The following is a 19642-nucleotide window of genomic DNA, read 5'->3' on the forward strand; positions in this document are numbered from 1 at the left end:
GTCCTGCCGCAACCGAACTTGCAATTGGTTCCTCACGTCAGCCTCTTGCCCGGGGTGGACGTGGCGGCGAAGCGCCTGTGGTACCCGGCTTGACGAGTCTTGCCAGCTTTTCGCGCAGTTGCTGGATCTGTTTCTCCTTGCGCTGGAGTGCATCGGCCGACGCGTTGCTGAGCGAATCCAGTTGAACGCGCAACCGGCGAACTTCGTCCTGCAGCGTCTGATTCTCGCGAAGCGCGATCACCAGCCTCGCTTCCGCCGCGCTCTGAAGCTTCTGCACAAGCAGGGTCTGTTTCTTGACGGCGGAGATCTTTTCCCCAACTTGCTGGGTCCTCCGCGATCGCTCGGTCCTCAGCAAGCGAACGGCTGCTAGGAGTGCCGTGGCACGCGCTGTGGAGCTCGCACTGGCCCGCAGTGTCTGCGATGCGTTTCTACCGAATTGAGGTAGTCCCGGCAACGCCTGCGTGAGGTGACCGGTCTGCCAAGCGCAGAACTGGCGCAACGAACTCGGCAGTTCGCCAATCAGGACTTCGGCTGTTGCATCACCGGCCCGGGTTTTGATTGACTCGATCACACCAGCCAGCGCGTCAAGCTTGGCCTGCAGATTCCGCGCGGCCTCGGCTTGGGTGAGGAACGCTACTGCAGGCTTGGGACCAGAGGATCTCTTCTGCCGGCTCACGCTAGCTGCTCCCGGGGCGCGCTTGTGCGTCAGCGACCGCTTGCTCGAGTTCCGTGATCTCTGCCGTCATCTGCTTCCACAGCTTGCCACCGACCGGCAGCTCAGACAGGCGACGGCGCAGGTTGGCAATCCCGAGCGTCATGGCTTGCGCGTGGATCGGCGAGCGTGCGTGGAATGGACACTTCGAGCAGGTCTTGGGGGATGCGTTCTCGCGCCTTGGCCTGCCTGACCCACGTGAGCACTTGGCCGTCGCGCTGCGTGCGTCAGACGCGCAGCAATCGCCGTGGCGAAACGGAACCACCTTGTGGCCCTTACGCAGGAGAGCTTCCGTGAGGAGGTCAGTCGCCGCGCGAAGGTCAACGTCGTCGTACGTCATTCTTGAGGCGATGCGTGCGTGGAGGCGGTTGACGAAGACTGTGAATCCACCATAGAGGCTGTCGGTGCCGCGCACGATGGAGTTGACAATAGCTGCCAGTCGTTCGCGAGCTGCATCGGCAACAGTCGCTTCCAGGTCAGCAATGACCTCGGCAGGCGGCAAGCGTAAGCGACCAAAGCCTTCCAGTTGGTCTAGGGTGTTTCCGCGCATCGGATCGGACAGGTAGATGTTTGTGACGTCCAGACGGCCGTGATGGTCATATTGCTGTGAAAGCGCCAGGAGTGACGGGCTCGAGTAGCGGTTGATCATGATCAAGCCGTAGGCGCGACGGCCCATGTGCGATGCGTAAGCCAGTCGCTCGGCGGACGCTCCAAAGGCTCTCCGAAGCAGGCGGCGCGCACTGCGTGACCTGCTGAACTGAAACGTTCGGCTGGTCAAGGGATGCTTCGCGCGCACGGTCGGCACACGAAACAGCGACCGTCCAGTGCTCGGTCCGTGTCCTTGGTTGAGCCGGCGTTCGACGTCAGAAGCGGAGTGCAGCACCCGAACAGCAGCCACCGTCGCGTCGTTCACGAAGAAGTCACGGTAGTCCTTGGTGAACTTCTCGAGATAGAAGCTGCAGACGTAGAGGTCCAATGTCACATCGAATGGCCGCAACGAATCGTCCTTGAGTCCAATTACGGGATGTTGGATCTCGTCTTTGCGGCGAGCGTTGAAGAAGGCAACGGTGACAAAACACGCAGACATCAGGCAATCGATGGCTTCACTGAGCGTGCACTCGGTCGGGTTCTGGGCGACTCGACAGCGAATGTTGCGGATCCGCATGCCCGATAGCTCTTGAAAGCGCGCCGCGTCAGCCGACTGTGCCAAAACCTTGGCGACAAGGTCGGCACGAGCGCCAGAGTCTTTTGGGGGACTTCGACTGAGTTCGTCTGCAATCGTGTTCAACAGAGCGACCAGGGGTTCCGCCAGGGTATAGATCCAGGCGAAGCACTCCTTTAGAAGAGTCCCAACATGTTCCGGGCGCATGTTGCGCGTGCGCCCATTGGGAAGTCCAAGCTTGTTGGAAAGTACGAACGGATCAGGGAAGGGTACGAATGTAAGGCCCCGTCCCTCGGGAAGGTCTGACGCAAGATTCACAACGTCAAAGATCGCAAACAGCGTGCTGCTCTTGAGCTGATGGCCCCCTATGTCCCGAGTGCTCGGCTGGTCAAGCCGTAGGACTTTCCGAATTGCCCGTCGCACAGCTGCGGTCTCTGGCCCGGAGCAGTTCGTTCCCAAGTGACGCTTGACGCGATCGGTTATGCAGATGCCGTCGCGGATCTTAGGCTGCGATGTCATGCTCTGGATCGCACGCACGCCGAGCTGCTTCGCAAGGCCCAAGGTCCTCTCTTGGAGACGGAGGGCCTCGGACCAGCCGCCTGCAACTAGTTTGGTCAACAGAATCCTGATTGTCTCCTTGTCGCATTCGGAGGGAGCGTAGATTCCCTCGACATACAGGAATTCAATGAACTTGACGATGGTCCTGATTTGACCTGCGACGTCTGTCGCCTTACTCTTCGACTTCTTGCGGCGCCGGCAGATCAAAGTCACTGCATCTAAGACGAACGCTGAAAGGCGGGGGTTCTGGGCGATAGGCTCCACCTTGGAGAACGGAGTTGCCGGTAGCCACATCTTGTTGAGATCGACTTTGATGGGCTTGTCTGGTTGAAACTCGTCCGGCAGCAAGATGACGCCATCGACGTAGTCGAAGAGCTTGGACGAGGCTGCTACACGAGTCGTCATCGTTTGAGTGTGAGTCTTGCTGGACACACTTCGCGCGGCGCATCTAGCTCAGTGGCGGGAATGCTGGTGGATCGACAGGCCCTTCGGCCAGTGCCAGGTACCTTCGATAAGGTCCCTGCGCGACAATTTCTCGAAGGCCGAATGTGAACAGCATCGTAGGAAGGTGGTGCTTCTCGAATGCTTCGGCGTTCTCATCGAGGAGCGCCTTCCAGTGACGACTGTAGAACCGGTGCGTGCACGTGAGGTCCCTGAGTGCATCGGTGTCGATGACGATTCTTCTGTTGGGGCACCCGGCGCCAAGGTGGCATTCGTGTGCTTCGCAAAGCCCGTCGACGAGCATATCGAGCCTCGGTGGTGTTGCAGGGTCAGCGCACGAACTTCCATCGCCCACCGGTGAGAAAAGCCTGCCCGTCGGGCATGGTTGACCTTCGATGGCGAACTGCACAGAGCGTTCTAGCTCGCGCTGGTAGGCCAAATTTATTGACGAGTTAATGGCCCGAAGGATGGGTTGGTCCAGGTAACGCGCCGTTGTGGTTGACGTAGCATGTCCGGCCTTCCGTTGCGTCGCCTCGATACTCGCGCTCTCGAGATCAAAGGCATTGATCGCTTGAACTCGAACCTGGTCCAGTGAGAACTGAGGCAAGTCATGTCGAGAGATGAATCCCGACAGGACGTAGTGCCAGTTGGCATAGGGACGGACTACGCCGCGCCTAGCTACGTGCGTGTTGAAGAAGAGGCGGTCCTCACCGCTCGCGACCCAACCGAGCGCTTTGACTTCGCCAAGATTCTCTTTGAGTGTGCGCAAGGCCCGCAGGACTTCGTGATCTCGAGGTGATACGACCAGATCGGGAGCAGTTTGATTCGTTCGTCCCTTCAGTGAAGTCACGATGAACCCATTGCCGTTAGGAACTATTCCCTTCGTGGTGAGGGCTACGACAGTCGTGAAGTTCCATCGTGACGCGCATTGAAGAATGAGCGCGCAGGCAAGCATTTCCGTCTGAGTCAGGACCGTTGGGGTCAGGAGTCGATATGCTTTGTTGCGATCGATCTTCACGCCGTAGTCACGGGCCAGGGCGCACATCGCTTCGCCGCCATACACGGTTGGAAGTATTGGTACACGTGCCTCTCGCCGCCACTTTTCGATGACCTGGGCGTATGCGGTCAAGACCGTTTGGGGGCTAGCCACGCGCACTATCTCAGGCACGAACTTATGCCGCAGGTGCGCGTTGGACTCAATGAACAACTTGAGTTGCTCGAGCTCGCTTCCGTGGCACTCGCTCCGCGCAAGGTCTGCGATCGTCAACTGCAGAGTGGCGAATGCGTCAAGATCCTTGACTGCTCCCTCGACGACTCTGGCGAGATCGGTGTCGAGCGTCTGCCGTATTTGGGCCTTGAGGTCAGCTAATGACTCGTGGGGCAGTGCACCCACAGGGTAGCGATGAACAGTGTTCGCGCCGTCCGGTAGTTCGCTGAACAACTTTCGATTCTGAGGCGCGACGCGATCGAACCGGCTGACGAAGTGGCGGCTCAGTCGTTCTGGGTCGATGTTTGGCGGAAAGAGCTTGTGCTCTAGCAGCCAGCGCCTAGTCTCATTTGAACGACTGAACTTCTGAGCTTCTGGCCAGCTGGTCTCGGCAATAGAGTCCTCGAGCGCGGCCAGAGCTCGAGCAATGTCTGTGAGTCCTACTCGACCGACAGGTATCGACGCAGCCGCGAGCCACTCGGCGTTCTCCGCCGCTGCGGAAAGCGCCAGCCAAACGGAGTCCGCCACGCTGGTGTGTTCAGGTGTCGACTCGGCGCGTCTGGCACGCGCACTGAGCACTTCAGCAACCCATCCAGGAGCGCCCAACTGCGTGTCGAGCTTGCGGAACAGCTTACGGCCGGTGTATATCGCACCGTAGCGGTTCAGACGGACTGCGATGCTGATGTCCATTACCGTACGCGTGAAGACTAGACACTGCCGGGAAGTAGCTCGGCAAAGCTACGTTGCGCACCGTCTCTATACTACATTAGGCATCATCGTCAACGTCACGCCCTTCGAGCCGGAATGGGAAGGCTACGTGACGCTGGAGTTCAGCAACACCACGCCGCTGCCGGCCAAGATCTACGCGGGCGAGGGCTGCGCACAGGTGCTGTTCTTCGAGAGCGACGAGGTCTGCGAGACCAGCTACAAGGACCGCGGCGGCAAGTACCAGGGGCAGCGGGGCGTGACTTTGCCCAAGACCTAGCGTTGGTGGCGCCGTGGCGCGGGCGCCGCGCCGGGCCGCTGTGTTGCGCTCGTGTCCCCCGCGGTCCGCCCTGCGGGCCGACCGCTCCTCCTTTACCTCGCTCCACACAGCGGCCCGTCACGGCGCTTCGATACACCGTGGATTGCCACGGTCAAAAGACCTTCGTACGCCGCGGTGGTGCGTGCGACCAGGGCGTCGGGTGAATGGCGAAGTGAGGTAGAGGAGGAGGGCCGGGCGTGAGCCCGGCACGGGGGACACGAACGCAGCCGTTCACCCGGCGCCCTGGTCAGCAGCGCTCAGCCTGATCGGCGGCGAACGGACTGTAGGAAGTTGCCTGACACGCCACTACCGCTCCACGCAGCAAGCGCTCAACTGCGGAGGCTTCGGCGGTGTATTCGCGGCATTGCGGGTGTGCGGCGCCCCTAAGCTCATGACATCGAAATGCCATCCACGATGGCCCCGGAGCCGACTCATGAACCCGCGCGACCTGCCTGCCGACTATCACGACCTGCCGACGATGCCGGCCGAGTTGCTCACCGAGTTCGACGACACCGGCTTCGCGTCGATCGACGACATCGCCTGCACCCGCCTGGGCGTGAAGGCTTCGCAGACCCCGCTGGCGGTCGATGTGTGGACGCTGTCGCGCTTCCGGGCGCTGATGGCCGAGGAGGGCTGGCCGGTGCACGCCGCCCGCATGCTGTTCGACCGCGTCTACGCACACGAGCGCCTGGCCTTCGCCCACAGCAGCGCCAACCAGATCCTGCGCGAACTCGCGCTCGACCTGTTCCGCCGCATGCACGCCGACGACGGCCTGTCGCACTGAGGCCGCCGCCGCCGACGCGCGGCCGGGCCTGCTGTCCTTCCCCGAGATCGCTCCCTGGCTCAGCGAGAAAGCGCGGCGCCCGGCAGTACCATGGGCCGCATCGTTCGGCTTCCGGGGAGGGGCGTCATGAAGTGGGAAGGCCAGGAACAGAGTGACAACGTCGAGGACCGCCGCGGCATGGGCGGCGGTGGGCGCGGCGGACTGCCGATCGGTGGCCGCGGCATCGGTGTCGGCACCATCGTCATCGCGCTGGTGGCGGGCTGGATCTTCGGCATCAACCCGCTCACCGTGCTCGGCATCCTGAGCGGTGGCGGGGGCGCACCCACGGCGCAGGTCTCCACCGGCCCGGCCCCGGCACCACCGGCCGACGACGCGCAGGCGCGCTTCGTCTCCGTGGTGCTGCGCAGCACCGAGGACGTGTGGACCGAGGTCTTCCGCAGCGGCCAGGCGCAATACGTGCGGCCCAAGCTGGTGCTGTTCCGCGGTGCCACGGCCACCGCCTGCGGCACGGGCCAGAGTGCGATGGGCCCGTTCTACTGTCCCGGCGACCAGCAGGTCTACATCGACCTCCAGTTCTTCGACACGCTGCACCAGCGCCTCGGCGCGCCCGGCGATTTCGCGCAGGCCTATGTGATCGCGCACGAGGTCGGCCACCACGTGCAGCAGCTGCTGGGCATCAGCGAGAAGGTGGAAGCGGCGCGGCGCGGCGGCAGCGAGGCCCAGGCCAACGCGATGAGCGTGCGCCTGGAGCTGCAGGCCGACTGCTTCGCCGGCGTGTGGGCCAACCGCTCGCAGCAGGCGCGGCAGTGGCTGGAGCAGGGCGACATCGACGAGGCGCTGAACGCGGCCTCGCAGATCGGCGACGACACGCTGCAGCGGCGCAGCCAGGGGCAGATCGTGCCCGAGAGCTTCACCCACGGCAGCAGTGCACAGCGCGTGAGCTGGTTCAAGCGCGGCATGCAGACCGGCCGCATCGCCGACTGCAACACCTTCGAGGCCAGCCGGCTCTGAGTGGGGCCCGGGCAGCGCGGTGCGCTGCTCGCCCCCGCTGGGCCTACTTCGCGGCCGGCTCGCCGATCTCGATCTGCAGCCCGGTCGTCCCCACGGCCACGGCGTCCGACAGGCCCTGCAGGTCGCCCGGCTGCGGCATCGCATCGCCGCTGCGCGACAGGCGGGCGCCGACCACCACCTGGGTCGCACCCGAGAGCCGGGCCGCCGGCGACATGGACAGGCTGTCGTCGAGCGTGAACTGCAGCGGCAGGTCCTTCGCCTGGCGGCGCAGGATGGCGAGCGGCATGCGAGGAGCGCCTTCGCCGGCCGCCCGCGCGAACACGAACAGCGTGTCCTCGGGGGCCACGCGGTCCTTCAGCGACGGCGCCAGGCGCACCGTGCCACTCACCCGGGCCGGCACGCCGGCGGGCAGCGGCGGCGACGACGCGGCTGGCGTCACGGCGGGCGCAGACTCGGCGGACGGCGGCAGACCGGCGAGCTGGCGCGCCTGCGCCACGCTCGCGCGGATCTGCTGGGCGAACGGGCTGTCGGGCGGCTCCACGCGCGCCAGTGCCTCCCAGTGCTTCACCGCCGTCGGGTAGTCCTTGCGGTCGAAGGCGATCAGGCCGGCGAAGGCGAGCGCCTTCGGGTGCGCCGGGTCGAGCGCGAGCGCGCGTTCGACCAGCCGAGTCGGCTCGCCGTGCATCGCATCGCGGTCCAGCGCGACCAGCGAGGCGCCGAGGTCCACCAGCAACGAGGGGTCGCGAGGATTCAGCGCGACGGCCTTGCGGTAGGCCTCGACGGCTTCCGCATGCCGGCCCAGCGCCGCGTAGGAGCGCGACAGCATCTGCCAGCCCTCGGCGTCGTCGGGGAGGGACTTCAGCCGCTCGGCGAGTTGATCGACCATCGCGGCGATCTGCGCCCGGGCCGGGTCGCCGCCCGCGCCGCTCGCAGCGGCCGGCGGGGGGGCGGCGGCCGACCGCGACCCGGGACCGAGATCCAGCAGGCCGGGGGCGCCGAGCCAGCCGTAGCCGCCGCCGACGATGACGAGCGAGAACACCGCGAGCGCGGCCGTCAGCCCGAGCCGGCGGCGCGGACCGGCGGCGGCCGTGTCGCCGGCATCGGCTGGCAGGGAGGTCGGCGCGGTGCGCCAAAGAGGGCGCGTCAGGGCGGCGATCGCGGCAAGGCACAGTGCGGCCGCCAGCAGCAGGAAGAACAACAGCATCGGGGTCATGGGGCGCGCGGTCCGGCGCCGTCGGCGTCGTCCTCGTCGGGTTCGAAGTGATCGTCGCTCAGCCGCGCGCGCCGGCGCAGCACCAGCAGCAGGGTGACCAGGCCGCCCACCAGCAGCACGAAGGGGCCGAACCACAGCAGCCAGGTGCTGGTCCGGACCGGCGGGCGGTAGAGCACGAAGTCGCCGTAGCGGTCGGTCATGTACTGCAGGATCTCGGCCTGGCTGCGGCCTTCGCTCAGCATGCTGCGGACCTGCCGGCGCAGGTCGACGGCGAGGTCGGCGTGCGAGTCGGCGATGGTCTGGTTCTGGCAGACCAGGCAGCGCAGCTCGGCGGCGATGCGCATCACGCGCGCCTCGAGCACCGGGTCCTCGGCCAGCGGCGGGGCGTCCTTCGCCACGGCAGGGCCGGCCAGCAGGCCCGCCAGCAGGGCCGCGGCAACGAAGCGGCGCCCGCTAGCCATTCAGGGCCTTCAGCAGCGGCCGGATGCGGGTTTCGATGACGGCCGGCGTCAACGGGCCGATGTGCTTGAGGCGCACCAGCCCCTGCTGGTCGATCACGAAGGTCTCGGGCACGCCGTAGACGCCGAAGTCGATGCCGACGCGGCCGTCCGCATCGAAGGCCGAGGCATCGTAGGGGTCGCCGAAGCGGCGCAGCCACTCCAGGCCGGCCGGCCGGGTGTCCTTGTAGTTCAGGCCGATCACCGGCACCGACTTGCTGCGGGCGAACTCCATCAGCGTCGGGTGTTCCTCGCGACAGGCCACGCACCACGAGGCCCACACGTTGAGGATCCACACCTTGCCCAGCAGGTCGTCGCGGCGCAGCGTCTGGTTCGCGTCGTCCAGTCGCGCGAGCGTGAAGGCCGGTGCGGGCTTGCCGATCAGCGGCGAGGGCACCTCGGTCGGCGACAGCCCGAGCCCGCGCCACAGGAAGACGACAAGGACGGCGAACAGGCCGAGCGGAAGGATGTAGCGCAGGCTCCTCAGCATCACGCCACCGCTCCGGCCGGGCCGGCCTGCTGCCCGTGCTCCTGGCGCTGCCGGGCGCGGTAGCGCCGATCGCTCGCCGCGAGGGCGCCGCCCAGCGCCATCAGGACGCAGCCGCCCCAGATCCAGTTGACGAAGGGCTTGAAGTAGACCCGCACGATCCAGCTGCCGTCGGCGGTGGGCTCGCCCAGCGACACGTAGAGGTCGCGCGTGATGCCGCGGTTGATGTCGGCCTCGGTCATCGGGTTGCGCTGCACGCGGTAGATGCGCTTCTCGGGCTTCAGCAGCGCCACCGCCTTGCCGTCGCGCGTGACTTCGATCTGGCCCTGCAGGCCGTCGTAGTTCGGGCCCTGGATCTCCTTCAGGCCGCGCAGCGCGAACACGAAGCCGCCGGCCTCGGTGGTGTCGCCGATCGCCATCTTCACGTCACGCTCGAGCTGGTAGGTGGTGACCATGCTCACGCCGAAGGCGAACACCGCCACGCCCAGGTGGGCCAGCATCATGCCGAGCATCGCGCGCGGCAGCTGCCGCGCGCGGGCCGCCAGGCTCATCGGCAGGCCACCGGCCGGGCGCAGCCGCTCCCACAGGTCGACCCCGAGGGCGGCGACGATCCAGTAGCTCATCAGCAGGCCGAGCGTCGCGCCCAGCGCGATGCGGCCGGCCAGCCAGCCCGTGAGCAGCGCCGCGACCACCGCGATGGCGGCAGCCCAGCGCAGCCGGCGGGCCAGGTCGGGCAGTTCGGCCTGCTTCCAGCGCGCCAGCGGCCCCACGCCGAGCAAGAACACCGCTGGCGCCATGAGCGGCACGAACACGGCGTCGAAGTAGGGCGGCCCGACGGAGATCTTGCCCAGGCCCATGGCGTCGAGCAGCAGCGGGTAGAGCGTGCCGAGCAGCACCGACAGCGTGGCGACGACGAACAGCACGTTGTTGGCGAGCAGCATCGACTCGCGCGACACCACGCCGAAGCGCGCGCCGAGCCCCACCTTGGGCGCGCGCCACGCGTACAGGGTGAGCGAGCCGCCGATCACGATGACCAGGAACAGCAGGATGAACAGGCCGCGCTGCGGGTCCGTGGCGAAGGCGTGGACCGACGACAGCACGCCCGAGCGCACGAGGAAGGTGCCGAGCAGCGACAGCGAGAAGGCGACGATCGCCAGCAGCACCGTCCAGGACTTGAAGGCGCCGCGCTTCTCGGTGACCGCCAGCGAATGGATCAGCGCCGTGCCGGCCAGCCAGGGCAGGAAGGAGGCGTTCTCCACCGGGTCCCAGAACCACCAGCCGCCCCAGCCCAGCACGTAGTAGGCCCAGGTGCTGCCGAGCATGATGCCCAGCGTCAGGAAGGCCCAGGCGGCGGTGGTCCAGGGCCGCGTCCAGCGCGCCCAGGTGGCGTCGAGCGTGCCGCCGAGCAGCGCCGCGACGGCGAAGGCGAAGGCCACCGAGAAGCCCACGTAGCCCATGTAGAGCATCGGCGGGTGCACGATCATGCCGGGGTCCTGCAGCAGCGGGTTCAGGTCGTTGCCGTCCGGTGGGACCGGGAACAGGCGGTCGAAGGGGTTGGAGGTGATCAGCATGAACAGCAGGAAGCCCACGCTGATCAGGCCCATCACCGCGAGGATGCGCGACACCACCGGCACCGGCAGGTGGCGGCTGCGCAGCGCCACCGCGAGCGTCCAGCTGCTGAGCATCAGCACCCACAGCAGCAGCGAGCCCTCGTGGCTGCCCCAGGAGGCGGCGATGCGGTAGAACAGCGGCAGCGCGCTGTTCGAGTTGGTGGCCACGTTCAGCACCGAGAAGTCGTGTCGCACGAAGGACGCCACCAGGCAGCCGAAGGCCAGCGCGACCAGCAGGAACTGCGTCTGCGCCGCCGGCCGCGCGAGCGCCATCCAGTCGGCGCGGCCGCGAGCGGCGCCCAGCAGCGGCAGGGTGCCCTGGATCAGGGCGGTGGCCAGCGCCAGCAGCAGCGCGATCTGCCCGAGCTCGGGAATCATGGTCGGGTTTCCTTGACGACGGTCTCGCCGAGCTTCTGGTTGCTGGCGCCGGCGCGCTGGAGCGCCTCGGCGGCTTCGGGCGGCATGTAGTTCTCGTCGTGCTTGGCGAGCACCTCGCGGGCAACGAACACGCCGTCGTCGCCGAGCTGGCCTTGTGCGACGACGCCCTTGCCCTCCTTGAACAGGTCGGGAAGGATGCCCTGGTAGCGCACCGGAATGCTCTTGACGGTGTCGGTCACGACGAAGCGCACCACCAGGCCGTCGCGCTGCACGCTGCCGCCGTCGACCAGGCCGCCGAGGCGGAAGGCGCGGCCCACCGGCGCCTCCTTCGCCGCCACCTGGGCCGGCGAATAGAAGAACACGAGGTTGCTCTGGAAGGCATTGAGCACCAGCGCCGCGGCCACGCCCACGGCCGCGACGATGCCGACGATCAGCACCAGGCGCTTCTGGCGCGGCTTCATGGCTGCAGCTCCGTGTCGACCGTCTCGCCGGCGGCACGCGCGAGCGCCAGGCGCTGGCGGCGCGCGACCCGCCAGGGTTCGGCCGCCATCAGCAGGGCCGTGACGGCATACGAGCCCCACACGTAGAGGCCATAGCCGCCCATGTCGAAGAACGCCGAGGCGCTGGGCCAATTCATCAGGACTGCTCCTCGCGTGTTCGGGACCGTGTCGCCAGGTCGCGCACCCAGTCGGCATGCGACTCGCGTTCCAGCACCAAGGCGCGGGCGCGCATGAACACGACCGCGAAGGTGTAGGCCCAGAACGCGAACGTCATCAACAGCATTGCCGTCAGCATGGTGGTGGCCATCTTGGGTGCCGCGGTCATGGTGATCGTGGCGCCCTGGTGGAGGGTATTCCACCACCGGACCGAAAAATAGATGATGGGGATATTCACCGCGCCCACGATCGCCAGCAATGCTCCGGCACGGTCGCCGCGTCGCACGTCGTCGATCGCCGCAACCAGCGCGATGTAGCCTAGATACAGAAACAGCAGGATCAGTTCCGAAGTCAGCCGGGCGTCCCACACCCACCAGGTGCCCCATGCGGGTTTGCCCCAGAGGGCGCCGGTCCACAGCGCGAGGAAGGTGAACAGCGCGCCGGTCGGCGCCAGCGCGTGCGCCAGCATGAAGGCCATGCGGGCATTGAACATCCAGCCGACGGCGGCCCAGAAGGCCATCGCGAGGTAGATCACCATCGACATCCACGCGGCCGGCACGTGGATGAAGATGATGCGGTAGGACTCGCCCTGCTGCGCGTCGGTGGGCGCGACGAAGAAGCCCATGTAGAGCCCGGCCGCCGCCAGCGGCGCGGCCGCCGCCCACAGCCAGGGGATGAGCCGGCCGGCCAGCGCGTGAAAGCGCGCGGGCGCGGCGAAGGTGAACCAGCGAAAGCGTTCGGTCACGCCGTTTTACTCCAGTGAGATGCGCAGCGCGGCTGCGGTGGCGACCGGCGCCGTCAACGCCGTCAGGATCAGCAGCGCCCCGAGGATGGAGAAGTGTCCTCCAGGCGACAGGCCGGCGTCGACCGCAGCGACGGCGCCGGTGCCGAAGATCAGCGCCGGGATGGTGAGCGGCAGCACCAGCAGCAGCAACAACACGCCGGCGCTGCGCAAGCCGAGCGTCAGCGCCGCGCCCACCGCGCCGAGCAGGCTCAGCACCGGAGTGCCGAGCAGCAGCGACACGAGCAGCGCGCCGAGCGCGTCGCGGTGCACGTCGAACAGCAGACCCAGCAGCGGCGCGGCGGCGATCAGCGGCAGGCCGCTCAGCGTCCAGTGGGCCGCCGACTTGGCCGCGGCGATCACCACCGCGCTGCGGCCGGTCAGCAGCATCTGTTCCAGCGAGCCGTCGGCGAAGTCGCTCGCGAACAGCTGCGACACCGACAGCATCGCGGCGAGCAGCGCGCACACCCAGGCCAGGCCGGGCGCCAGCTGGCGCAGCACCTGCGGCTCGGGCCCGACGCCGAGAGGGAACAGGCTGGCGGTGACGACGAAGAAGGCCACCGGCATCAGCGTCTCGACGCGTCGGCGCAGCGCGAGACGCAGGTCGCGCAGGTAGACGGCGAGGAACAGGTCGCGCATCTCAGGCGCACCGGTCCAGGTCGATCTCGCGCGGCCGCAGCCGCACCGTGTCGAGCTCGAGGTGGCTGGTCAGCAGCACGCTGCCGCCGCGCGCCGCATGCGCCAGCAGCAGATCGTTCAGTCGCTCGATGCCGTCGGCATCGAGCGCGTCGTAGGGCTCGTCGAGGATCCACAGCGAGGGCTCGTCCTCGACTGCCAGCCGAGCCAGCGCGACGCGCCGCCGCTGCCCTTGCGACAAGGTGCGTACCGCGGCCGTGCGGCGGCCCTGCAGGCCCATGCGGTCGAGCGCGGACTGCACAGCGGCGGCGCTGCAAGGGCGCCCGTGCAGGCGCAGCAGGAACTGCAGCGACTCGGTCGCGCTCAGGTCGTCCTTCAGCGCATTGGCGTGGCCGATGAAAACGAAGCGCCGGTCCACGGCAGATGTGCTGGCCGCCACGCCGTCACGCAGGATCTCACCGTCCTCGGGTCGGGCCAGGCCGGCGGCGAGGCGCAGCAGGCTGGTCTTGCCGCGACCGTTGCGACCGCGCAGCCAGACGATCTCGCCGCCGGCGACCTCGAACGCCAAGCCCTTGAACAGCAGGCGGTTGCCGCGCCGGCAGGCCAGGCCGGTGGCCGACAGGTGTGGTGCAGCGGCAGGGGACGGCGGGACGTGTGGCGACAACACGGGACGTTTCAGGTTGCAAGGGCGGTGCGCAAGGCGTGCCGACTGTACTGCGGTCGTGGCCGGCCGCTGGGCGTACGAACGGCCCACGGCGGAGACCGGAGGGCGACTCCGGTTGCGCTTGCTCACATCTGAATCGTCTTTATGCAGACAAGCACAAATACGGCAGCAAATCATCTGCGACAGCGTGTAAGCGCTGCGTGCACTGCCAACTATTGACGCGTTTTTCGCTGGTTCAAGCGCGAGTATTCGTCCGCTCCGATCCCGCCGGCTTCCGGCAGCGTCCGGCGCACGAAAGAACGAACGAACAAGAAGGGTCCGTCGCCCGATCGGCGGACGAGCAGCTCAGGGGAGATCGTGATGTCCATGTCCAGCCTGTCGAGTGTCGGCCGCCGTGCGGCGGGCGCGGTACGCATGCCGGCCGCGGCCTGGGTTCAGGGCGGTTGGATGCGGCGCGAGGAGGCCATCATGGGCACCTCGATCAGCGTCGAGCTGTGGAGCGAAGACCCGTCCGCCGGCAACGCCGCGATGGATCTGGTGATCGGCGAGATGCACCGCATCGACCGCGGCATGAGCCCGCACAAGCCGGACTCCGAGCTGTCGCGCATCAACCGAGAGGCGTCGGTTCGGCCGGTACCGCTCAGCGAAGAGATGTTCGCGCTGCTGGCGCGCTCGCTGGAGTTCTCGCGCCGCTCCGAAGGTGCCTTCGACATCACCTTCGCCGGCGCCGGCCGGCTGTACGACTACCGCGAGCGCATCCGGCCGACCGATGCCGCGCTGGCACAGGCCTGTGCGGCCGTCGGCCACCAGTACCTGGAGCTCGACGCCGCCGCGCGCAGCGTGCGCTTCGCCCGCGACGGCCTGCGCATCGACCTGGGCGGCTTCGCGAAGGGGCATGCGGTGGACAACGCCGCCGCGATCCTTGCGCGCCGCGGCATCCGCCATGCCTTCATCAGCGCCGGCGGCGACAGCCGCGTCATCGGCGACCGCCGCGGCCGGCCCTGGACCATCGGTGTGCGCGATCCGCGGCGGCCTGGCGAGATCATCGCGCTGCTTCCGCTCGAGGACGCGGCGGTCTCCACCTCCGGGGACTACGAGCGCTACTTCGACACGCCCGACGGCGCACGCTGCCATCACATCCTCGATCCGAGGACCGGCAAATCCCCGGACAGCGTGCGCAGCGTGACCATCATCGCGCCGGACGGGCTGACCAGCGAAGCGCTCTCGAAGTGCCTGTTCGTGATGGGCGTCGAGCGCGGCCTGCGCTTCGTCGAATCGCACGCCGGTGTCGACGCCGTGGTGGTCGACGCGGCGGGGGCGCTGCACTACTCGTCCGGACTGCTCGCCGCCGGCGCGCAGCCGCGGCAGTGACACAAGAACCGCAAGTGACTCTCGCTCGTTGAATTCACCGATCAGGGGACCAGGATGAAGAACCAGCTGGGAAGACAACAGGCACTGCTGCTGGCCTGCAGCGCCGCGCTGCTGGGCCTCGGGCTCACGGCGTGCGGCAGCGGCGGTGGCGGCTCGGACACGGTCACCGTCCAGGGCGACGTGCCGATCGCCTACGTGAAGCGCGCCAACACGATCCGCATGAACCCGACCAACGGCGCGCCGACCGCGCCGGGCGGCGACCTGATGATCCGCGAGAAGTCCTCGCCGAGCGCGCCCGAGCACAACATCACCACCCAGTTCACGCAGGGGCAGGGCGACGCGTCCGACCCCGAGGTCTCGTACGACGGCAAGAAGATCGTTTTCGCGATGCGCTGCCCGACCACGAACACTGCGCAGATCGATGGCGGGCCCGCCTGCACCGGCCGCTGGAACATCTGGGAATACGACATGACCACCGGCGGCTACACCGGCGGCAGCTTCCGGCGCCTGACCAGTTCGACGCAGGACGATGACGTGGACCCGGCCTACCTGCCGGCCGACCGCGGCTTCGTGTTCTCGTCGAATCGCCAGACCAAGTCGAAGACGACGCAGGCGCTCGGCCAGACCTACTACGCACTCGACGAGTACGAGCGCGAGCGCGTCTTCAACCTGCACACGATGACCGCCAACGGCGTGAACATCCAGCAGATCTCGTTCAACCAGAGCCACGACCGCAACCCGGTGGTGCGCCCGAACGGCGACATCCTGTTCTCGCGCTGGGAGCATGTGGGCGACCGCAACCGCTTCGCGATCTTCCGCACCAAGCCCGACGGCACCGACATGTTCGTGCTGTACGGCGCGCACAGCCCGGGCAACAGCTTCCTGCACCCGCGCGACATGGATCCGGCCGGCGCCTACAGCGGCTTCCTGACCTCTTCGCTGATGTCGCTGTCGGGCACCCACGAGGGCGGCTCGCTGATGCTGGTCGACGCCGCGAACTACTCCGAATACAACACGCCCGCCAACCGCAACGTACAGGCGCTGGGCGGGCAGGCGCAGATCACCGCGCAATCGCTCAACGACGGGCGAGGCCTGTCGCGCTACGGCCGCGTCACCTCGCCGTTCCCGCTGTGGGACGGTACCGACCGCGTGCTGGTGGGCTACCGGCCCTGCGAGGTCACGCGCGACGGCGACGTGGTGTCGTGCGCGACACTCAGCAGCGCCGAGATTGCGCGGCTCAACGACGAGGAGCGCACCGAGGCCGAGGTCGCTGCCGACCCGGTGCAGGACAACGTGCCGCCGTCGTACGCGATCTACATGTACGACCCGTCCAAGCAGACCTGGCTGAACGTGGCCGCTCCGCCTTCGGGCTTCATGTACACCGACCCGGTCGCGCTGCAGCAGCGCCCCGAGCCGAACGCCGCCGACCCGACCAACGTGGACCCCACGCTCGCGGCGCAGAATCTGGCGCTGATCGAGGTGCGCAGCGTCTACGACACCGACGGCCTCGACCGCATGGGCACCTCGATGCTCGCCGCCGCCGACCTGCCGAGCGGCTGCACCACCGCGATCGAGAAGACCGCACCGACCGATCCGCTGGACACCCGCAACCTGGTCGCCGACCTGCTGCGCATCAAGGACCCGGCCGACCCGGCCTACAACTGTGCGCCGGCGCGCTTCGTTCGCGCGGTGCGGGCGGTGGCGCCGCAGGCCAACATGATGGGCATGCGCGAGGCGATCGGCGAGACCGACTTCGAGCCGCAGCAGATCCTCGGCTACGCGCCGGTGGAGCCCGACGGTTCCTTCAAGCTGCAGGTGCCGGCCGACACCCCGCTGGCACTGGCGATCGTCGACGCCAAGGGCCGTGGTATCCAGACCCACCTGAACTGGATCCAGGTGCGGCCCGGCGAACGCCGCACGTGCGACGGTTGCCACAGTCCGCGGCGCGGTGCTGCGCTCAACTCGGGCTCGATCGTCAACACGCTGGCGACGGCGCTGCTGCCGTCGATGTCGGGCGCGCACCAGTCCGGCGAGACCATGGCCTCGCTGCGCACGCGGCTGGATCCGACGGCGCTGAGCCTCGGCGCCGACATGGTCTACACCGACGTGTGGGCCGACACCAGCCGCGGCGGCGTGGCGCGCGCGCCGATCACGGTGCGCTACACCGGCAACACCAATCCCGCCGACGACCTGGCGACTGCGGTGCCGGTCAGCGGCATCATCAACTACGCCGAGCACATCCAGCCTCTGTGGACGCGCAACCGTGGAGGCAACACCTGCACGGGCTGCCACAACGACCCGGCCAAGCTCTCGCTGCAGGGCACGACCAGCGGTACGGGCCGACTGCTGTCCTACGACGAACTGCTGATCGGCGATCCGGTGATCGACGCCGGCACCGGCCTGCCGGTGACGCGCATCGAGGACGGCGTGCCGGTGATCGTGCGCGGCGCCGCAGTGGTGGAGACCATGAGCGGCAATGCCGGCGGTCTGGCGCGCATGAGCCGGCTCACCGAGATCCTGTTCGGCGAGGAGCTGATGGCCGGCGCCGCGGCGCGCACCGCGCATCCCAACCCGCCCGGCACCGCACCGAACCACGCGACCATCCTCAATGCGGCGGAACGCCGTCTGGTGACCGAGTGGATGGACCTGGGCGGCCAGTACTTCAACGACCTGACCAGCAGCCCGAGCGTCGTCAACGTCGCCGCGGCGCTGACCCAGGCCTCGTTCGAGGCCCAGGTGCAGCCGGTGCTGCGTGCCAGCTGCTCGGCGGGCTGCCATCAGCCGGGCGGCAATGCCGGCGCGTCGCAGACGACGCCTTCCTATGCGCGCAACCGCTTCATCCTCACCGGCGACCCGGGCGGTGACTACAACGTCACGCTGACGATGATCTCCGACACCTGCAACGCGGCGGCGAACTACCTGCTGAGCCGTCCGTCCACGGTGCCGCACCCGGCCGGGGCCGCCGGCCAGAGCGCCGCCGTGCTGCCGGTCGGCAGCGCGGGCTACACGGCGATCGCCAACTGGATCACCAGCGGATGCACGCCATGACCCTGAAGACTCTGCTGCCGCTGACGGCGCTGCTGCTGGTGAGCTGCGGCGGCGGCGGCAATCCGCTCGGCAATCCGTCGGACGTGGACAACAGCGGCGGCGTCACCGGCCAGAAGCTGTCGTTCATCTACTTCCAGAAGTGCATCAACCCGATCTTCCAGGCGCAGCTGCAGATCAACATCAACGGCGTGATCTCGACCAACAGCTGCGCCGGATCGGGCTGCCACGACAACACCAACGGCACCGGCGGCGCCTTCCGCGTGGTGCCGACGGCCGCCGAGGTCGACCTGGCCGATCCGGCCAACACGCCCGAAGTGGTGCGCGACAGCGACATGTACAAGAACTTCTACTCGGCGCAGGGCGAGGTGATTCCCGGTTCGCCCACCACCAGCCGGCTCGTCACGAAGCCCCAAGTGCTGGGCGTGCTGCACGGTGGCGGCCTGATCTTCGAGAACGACCAGGACCCGAACGTCAAGCTGCTGCAGTACTGGATCGGCCACCCCTCGCCGCAGGGCCAGGACGAGTTCAGCGTCGCCGGCAACAGCATGTTCACGCCGGCCGATCCGGCCACCGGCGTCTGCAACACCCAATGAACCGAACCTGCCTCTTCTCCGCCCGTCGGGCCCTCGCGCTCGCGCGCCACGGCCTCGCCTTCACGCTGCTCGCCGCTGCGGCGGCCGGCCTCCCCGTGCGTGCCGCGGAAGACGCTGCCACTGCGGCCGACGACGAGGAGCGCGTGCAGATCGCCGACCCCTACATCGAGCTGCACACCGGGCCCGGCCGTGGCTACCCGGTGCACTTCGTCGCGGCGCGCCAGGAGTGGATCGCCATCACGCTGCGGCACACCGATTGGTACAAGGTGCGCACCGCCGGCGGCAAGGAAGGCTGGGTGCACCGCAAGCAGCTCGAGACCACGCTGACCGAGGCCGGTGGCGCCAAGACCTTCCGCGACATCGCGCTCGACGATTACCTGGGCCGTCGCGTCCAGCTCGGCGCAGCCTGGGGGCAGTTCAAGTCGGAGCCGATGCTCAAGTTCTGGACCAGCTACAAGCTGTCGGACACGCTGAGCGTCGAGGGCACGATCGGCCAGGTGCAGGGGCTCTACTCCGGCACCGACTTCTGGCACGTCAACGTGCTGGCCGAGCCCTGGTCGGACCAGCGGCTGTCGCCGTTCTTCGGCATCGGCCTGGGCAAGTTCCGCAACTTCCCGAACCAGAGCCTGGTGGCGGCATCGGTCACCGACGCGAAGCTCGCGAACGCCGGCATCGGCGCGCGCTATCACGTCTCCGAGCGTCTGGTGCTGCGGGTCGACTACACGATCTACACCGCCTTCGTCGCCGACACCCGCAGTACCGAGTACCGCGCGGTCACCGCCGGCCTGTCCTTCTTCTTCTAACGAGAA

19 protein-coding genes and 1 pseudogene are annotated in these 19642 nt (G+C 67.7%); 7 read left to right on the forward strand and 13 right to left on the reverse strand.

What is annotated here, in order from left to right:
• Positions 1-37 precede the first annotated feature (37 nt).
• From MPE_RS23210 to MPE_RS23215, 3 genes are read right to left on the reverse strand one after another with little or no spacing between them, the layout of a single operon-like run.
• The gene (locus tag MPE_RS23210) at positions 38-676 is read right to left on the reverse strand and encodes a hypothetical protein (protein WP_011828802.1); all 639 of its coding nucleotides are present in this window, start codon (positions 674-676) and stop codon (positions 38-40) included.
• Position 677: 1 nt separating this feature from the next.
• A complete protein-coding gene (locus MPE_RS06030; protein ID WP_011828803.1) occupies positions 678-2837 on the reverse strand; it encodes a hypothetical protein in 2160 nt (719 codons plus the stop codon).
• 43 nt (positions 2838-2880) lie between these two features.
• Positions 2881-4770: a hypothetical protein gene (locus tag MPE_RS23215; RefSeq protein WP_011828804.1), complete on the reverse strand. Its 1890-nt coding sequence runs from the start codon at positions 4768-4770 to the stop codon at positions 2881-2883.
• A 67-nt stretch (positions 4771-4837) separates the two neighbouring features.
• On the opposite strand from MPE_RS23215, the pseudogene MPE_RS06045 reads away from it, so the two are divergent.
• The 3 genes and pseudogenes from MPE_RS06045 to ypfJ form a co-directional block, all read left to right on the forward strand.
• Positions 4838-5065: pseudogene (locus MPE_RS06045) on the forward strand (dCTP deaminase); the annotation flags it as partial.
• A gap of 472 nt (positions 5066-5537) precedes the next feature.
• Positions 5538-5888, forward strand: a complete 351-nt coding sequence (locus MPE_RS06050) for a hypothetical protein (RefSeq protein WP_011828805.1) — start codon at positions 5538-5540, stop codon at positions 5886-5888.
• A 126-nt stretch (positions 5889-6014) separates the two neighbouring features.
• Complete coding sequence (gene ypfJ, locus MPE_RS06055) at positions 6015-6899, forward strand: KPN_02809 family neutral zinc metallopeptidase (RefSeq protein ID WP_011828806.1); 885 nt, start codon at positions 6015-6017, stop codon at positions 6897-6899.
• Between the two features lie 43 nt (positions 6900-6942).
• On the opposite strand, the gene MPE_RS06060 is transcribed toward ypfJ, so the two are convergent.
• From MPE_RS06060 to MPE_RS24275, 10 genes are all read right to left on the reverse strand, one after another.
• Entirely contained in the window at positions 6943-8112 is a 1170-nt protein-coding gene (locus MPE_RS06060; RefSeq protein ID WP_011828807.1) for a tetratricopeptide repeat protein, read from the reverse strand.
• Positions 8109-8573 carry a cytochrome c-type biogenesis protein gene (locus tag MPE_RS06065; protein ID WP_011828808.1) on the reverse strand — a complete coding sequence of 155 codons (465 nt, stop codon included), beginning with the start codon at positions 8571-8573 and terminating at the stop codon, positions 8109-8111. Before MPE_RS06065 ends, MPE_RS06060 begins: the two co-directional genes overlap by 4 nt.
• Complete coding sequence (locus MPE_RS06070) at positions 8566-9099, reverse strand: DsbE family thiol:disulfide interchange protein (RefSeq protein WP_011828809.1); 534 nt, start codon at positions 9097-9099, stop codon at positions 8566-8568. Before MPE_RS06070 ends, MPE_RS06065 begins: the two co-directional genes overlap by 8 nt.
• Complete coding sequence (locus MPE_RS06075; RefSeq protein WP_011828810.1) at positions 9099-11084, reverse strand: heme lyase CcmF/NrfE family subunit; 1986 nt, start codon at positions 11082-11084, stop codon at positions 9099-9101. The genes MPE_RS06070 and MPE_RS06075 overlap by 1 nt, the downstream gene beginning before the upstream one ends.
• Positions 11081-11545: a cytochrome c maturation protein CcmE gene (gene ccmE / locus MPE_RS06080; protein WP_011828811.1), complete on the reverse strand. Its 465-nt coding sequence runs from the start codon at positions 11543-11545 to the stop codon at positions 11081-11083. Before ccmE ends, MPE_RS06075 begins: the two co-directional genes overlap by 4 nt.
• Complete coding sequence (gene ccmD, locus MPE_RS06085; RefSeq protein WP_036232507.1) at positions 11542-11721, reverse strand: heme exporter protein CcmD; 180 nt, start codon at positions 11719-11721, stop codon at positions 11542-11544. The genes ccmE and ccmD overlap by 4 nt, the downstream gene beginning before the upstream one ends.
• Positions 11721-12485: a heme ABC transporter permease CcmC gene (gene ccmC / locus MPE_RS06090; RefSeq protein ID WP_011828812.1), complete on the reverse strand. Its 765-nt coding sequence runs from the start codon at positions 12483-12485 to the stop codon at positions 11721-11723. Before ccmC ends, ccmD begins: the two co-directional genes overlap by 1 nt.
• 6 nt (positions 12486-12491) lie before the next feature.
• Positions 12492-13160, reverse strand: a complete 669-nt coding sequence (ccmB, locus tag MPE_RS06095) for a heme exporter protein CcmB (protein ID WP_011828813.1) — start codon at positions 13158-13160, stop codon at positions 12492-12494.
• A 1-nt stretch (position 13161) separates the two neighbouring features.
• Positions 13162-13824 carry a cytochrome c biogenesis heme-transporting ATPase CcmA gene (gene ccmA / locus MPE_RS06100; RefSeq protein ID WP_011828814.1) on the reverse strand — a complete coding sequence of 221 codons (663 nt, stop codon included), beginning with the start codon at positions 13822-13824 and terminating at the stop codon, positions 13162-13164.
• A gap of 209 nt (positions 13825-14033) precedes the next feature.
• Positions 14034-14189, reverse strand: a complete 156-nt coding sequence (locus MPE_RS24275) for a hypothetical protein (RefSeq protein ID WP_158304599.1) — start codon at positions 14187-14189, stop codon at positions 14034-14036.
• Between MPE_RS24275 and MPE_RS06105 the strand changes: the two genes are divergently transcribed.
• The 4 genes from MPE_RS06105 to MPE_RS06120 are packed head-to-tail and all read left to right on the forward strand — an operon-like array spanning position 14182 to position 19636.
• On the forward strand, positions 14182-15192 hold the full coding sequence (locus tag MPE_RS06105) for an FAD:protein FMN transferase (RefSeq protein ID WP_011828815.1): 1011 nt from the start codon (positions 14182-14184) through the stop codon (positions 15190-15192). The two genes, MPE_RS24275 and MPE_RS06105, sit on opposite strands and share 8 nt — an antisense overlap.
• A 54-nt stretch (positions 15193-15246) precedes the next feature.
• Positions 15247-18240: an HzsA-related protein gene (locus MPE_RS06110; protein ID WP_011828816.1), complete on the forward strand. Its 2994-nt coding sequence runs from the start codon at positions 15247-15249 to the stop codon at positions 18238-18240.
• Positions 18237-18833, forward strand: coding sequence for a hypothetical protein (locus MPE_RS06115; RefSeq protein WP_148210905.1), 597 nt, complete (start codon positions 18237-18239; stop codon positions 18831-18833). The genes MPE_RS06110 and MPE_RS06115 overlap by 4 nt, the downstream gene beginning before the upstream one ends.
• Complete coding sequence (locus MPE_RS06120; protein WP_011828818.1) at positions 18830-19636, forward strand: SH3 domain-containing protein; 807 nt, start codon at positions 18830-18832, stop codon at positions 19634-19636. The genes MPE_RS06115 and MPE_RS06120 overlap by 4 nt, the downstream gene beginning before the upstream one ends.
• Positions 19637-19642 lie beyond the last annotated feature (6 nt).

The sequence above is a fragment of the Methylibium petroleiphilum PM1 genome, assembly GCF_000015725.1.
Classification (GTDB): Bacteria; Pseudomonadota; Gammaproteobacteria; order Burkholderiales; family Burkholderiaceae_C; genus Methylibium; species Methylibium petroleiphilum.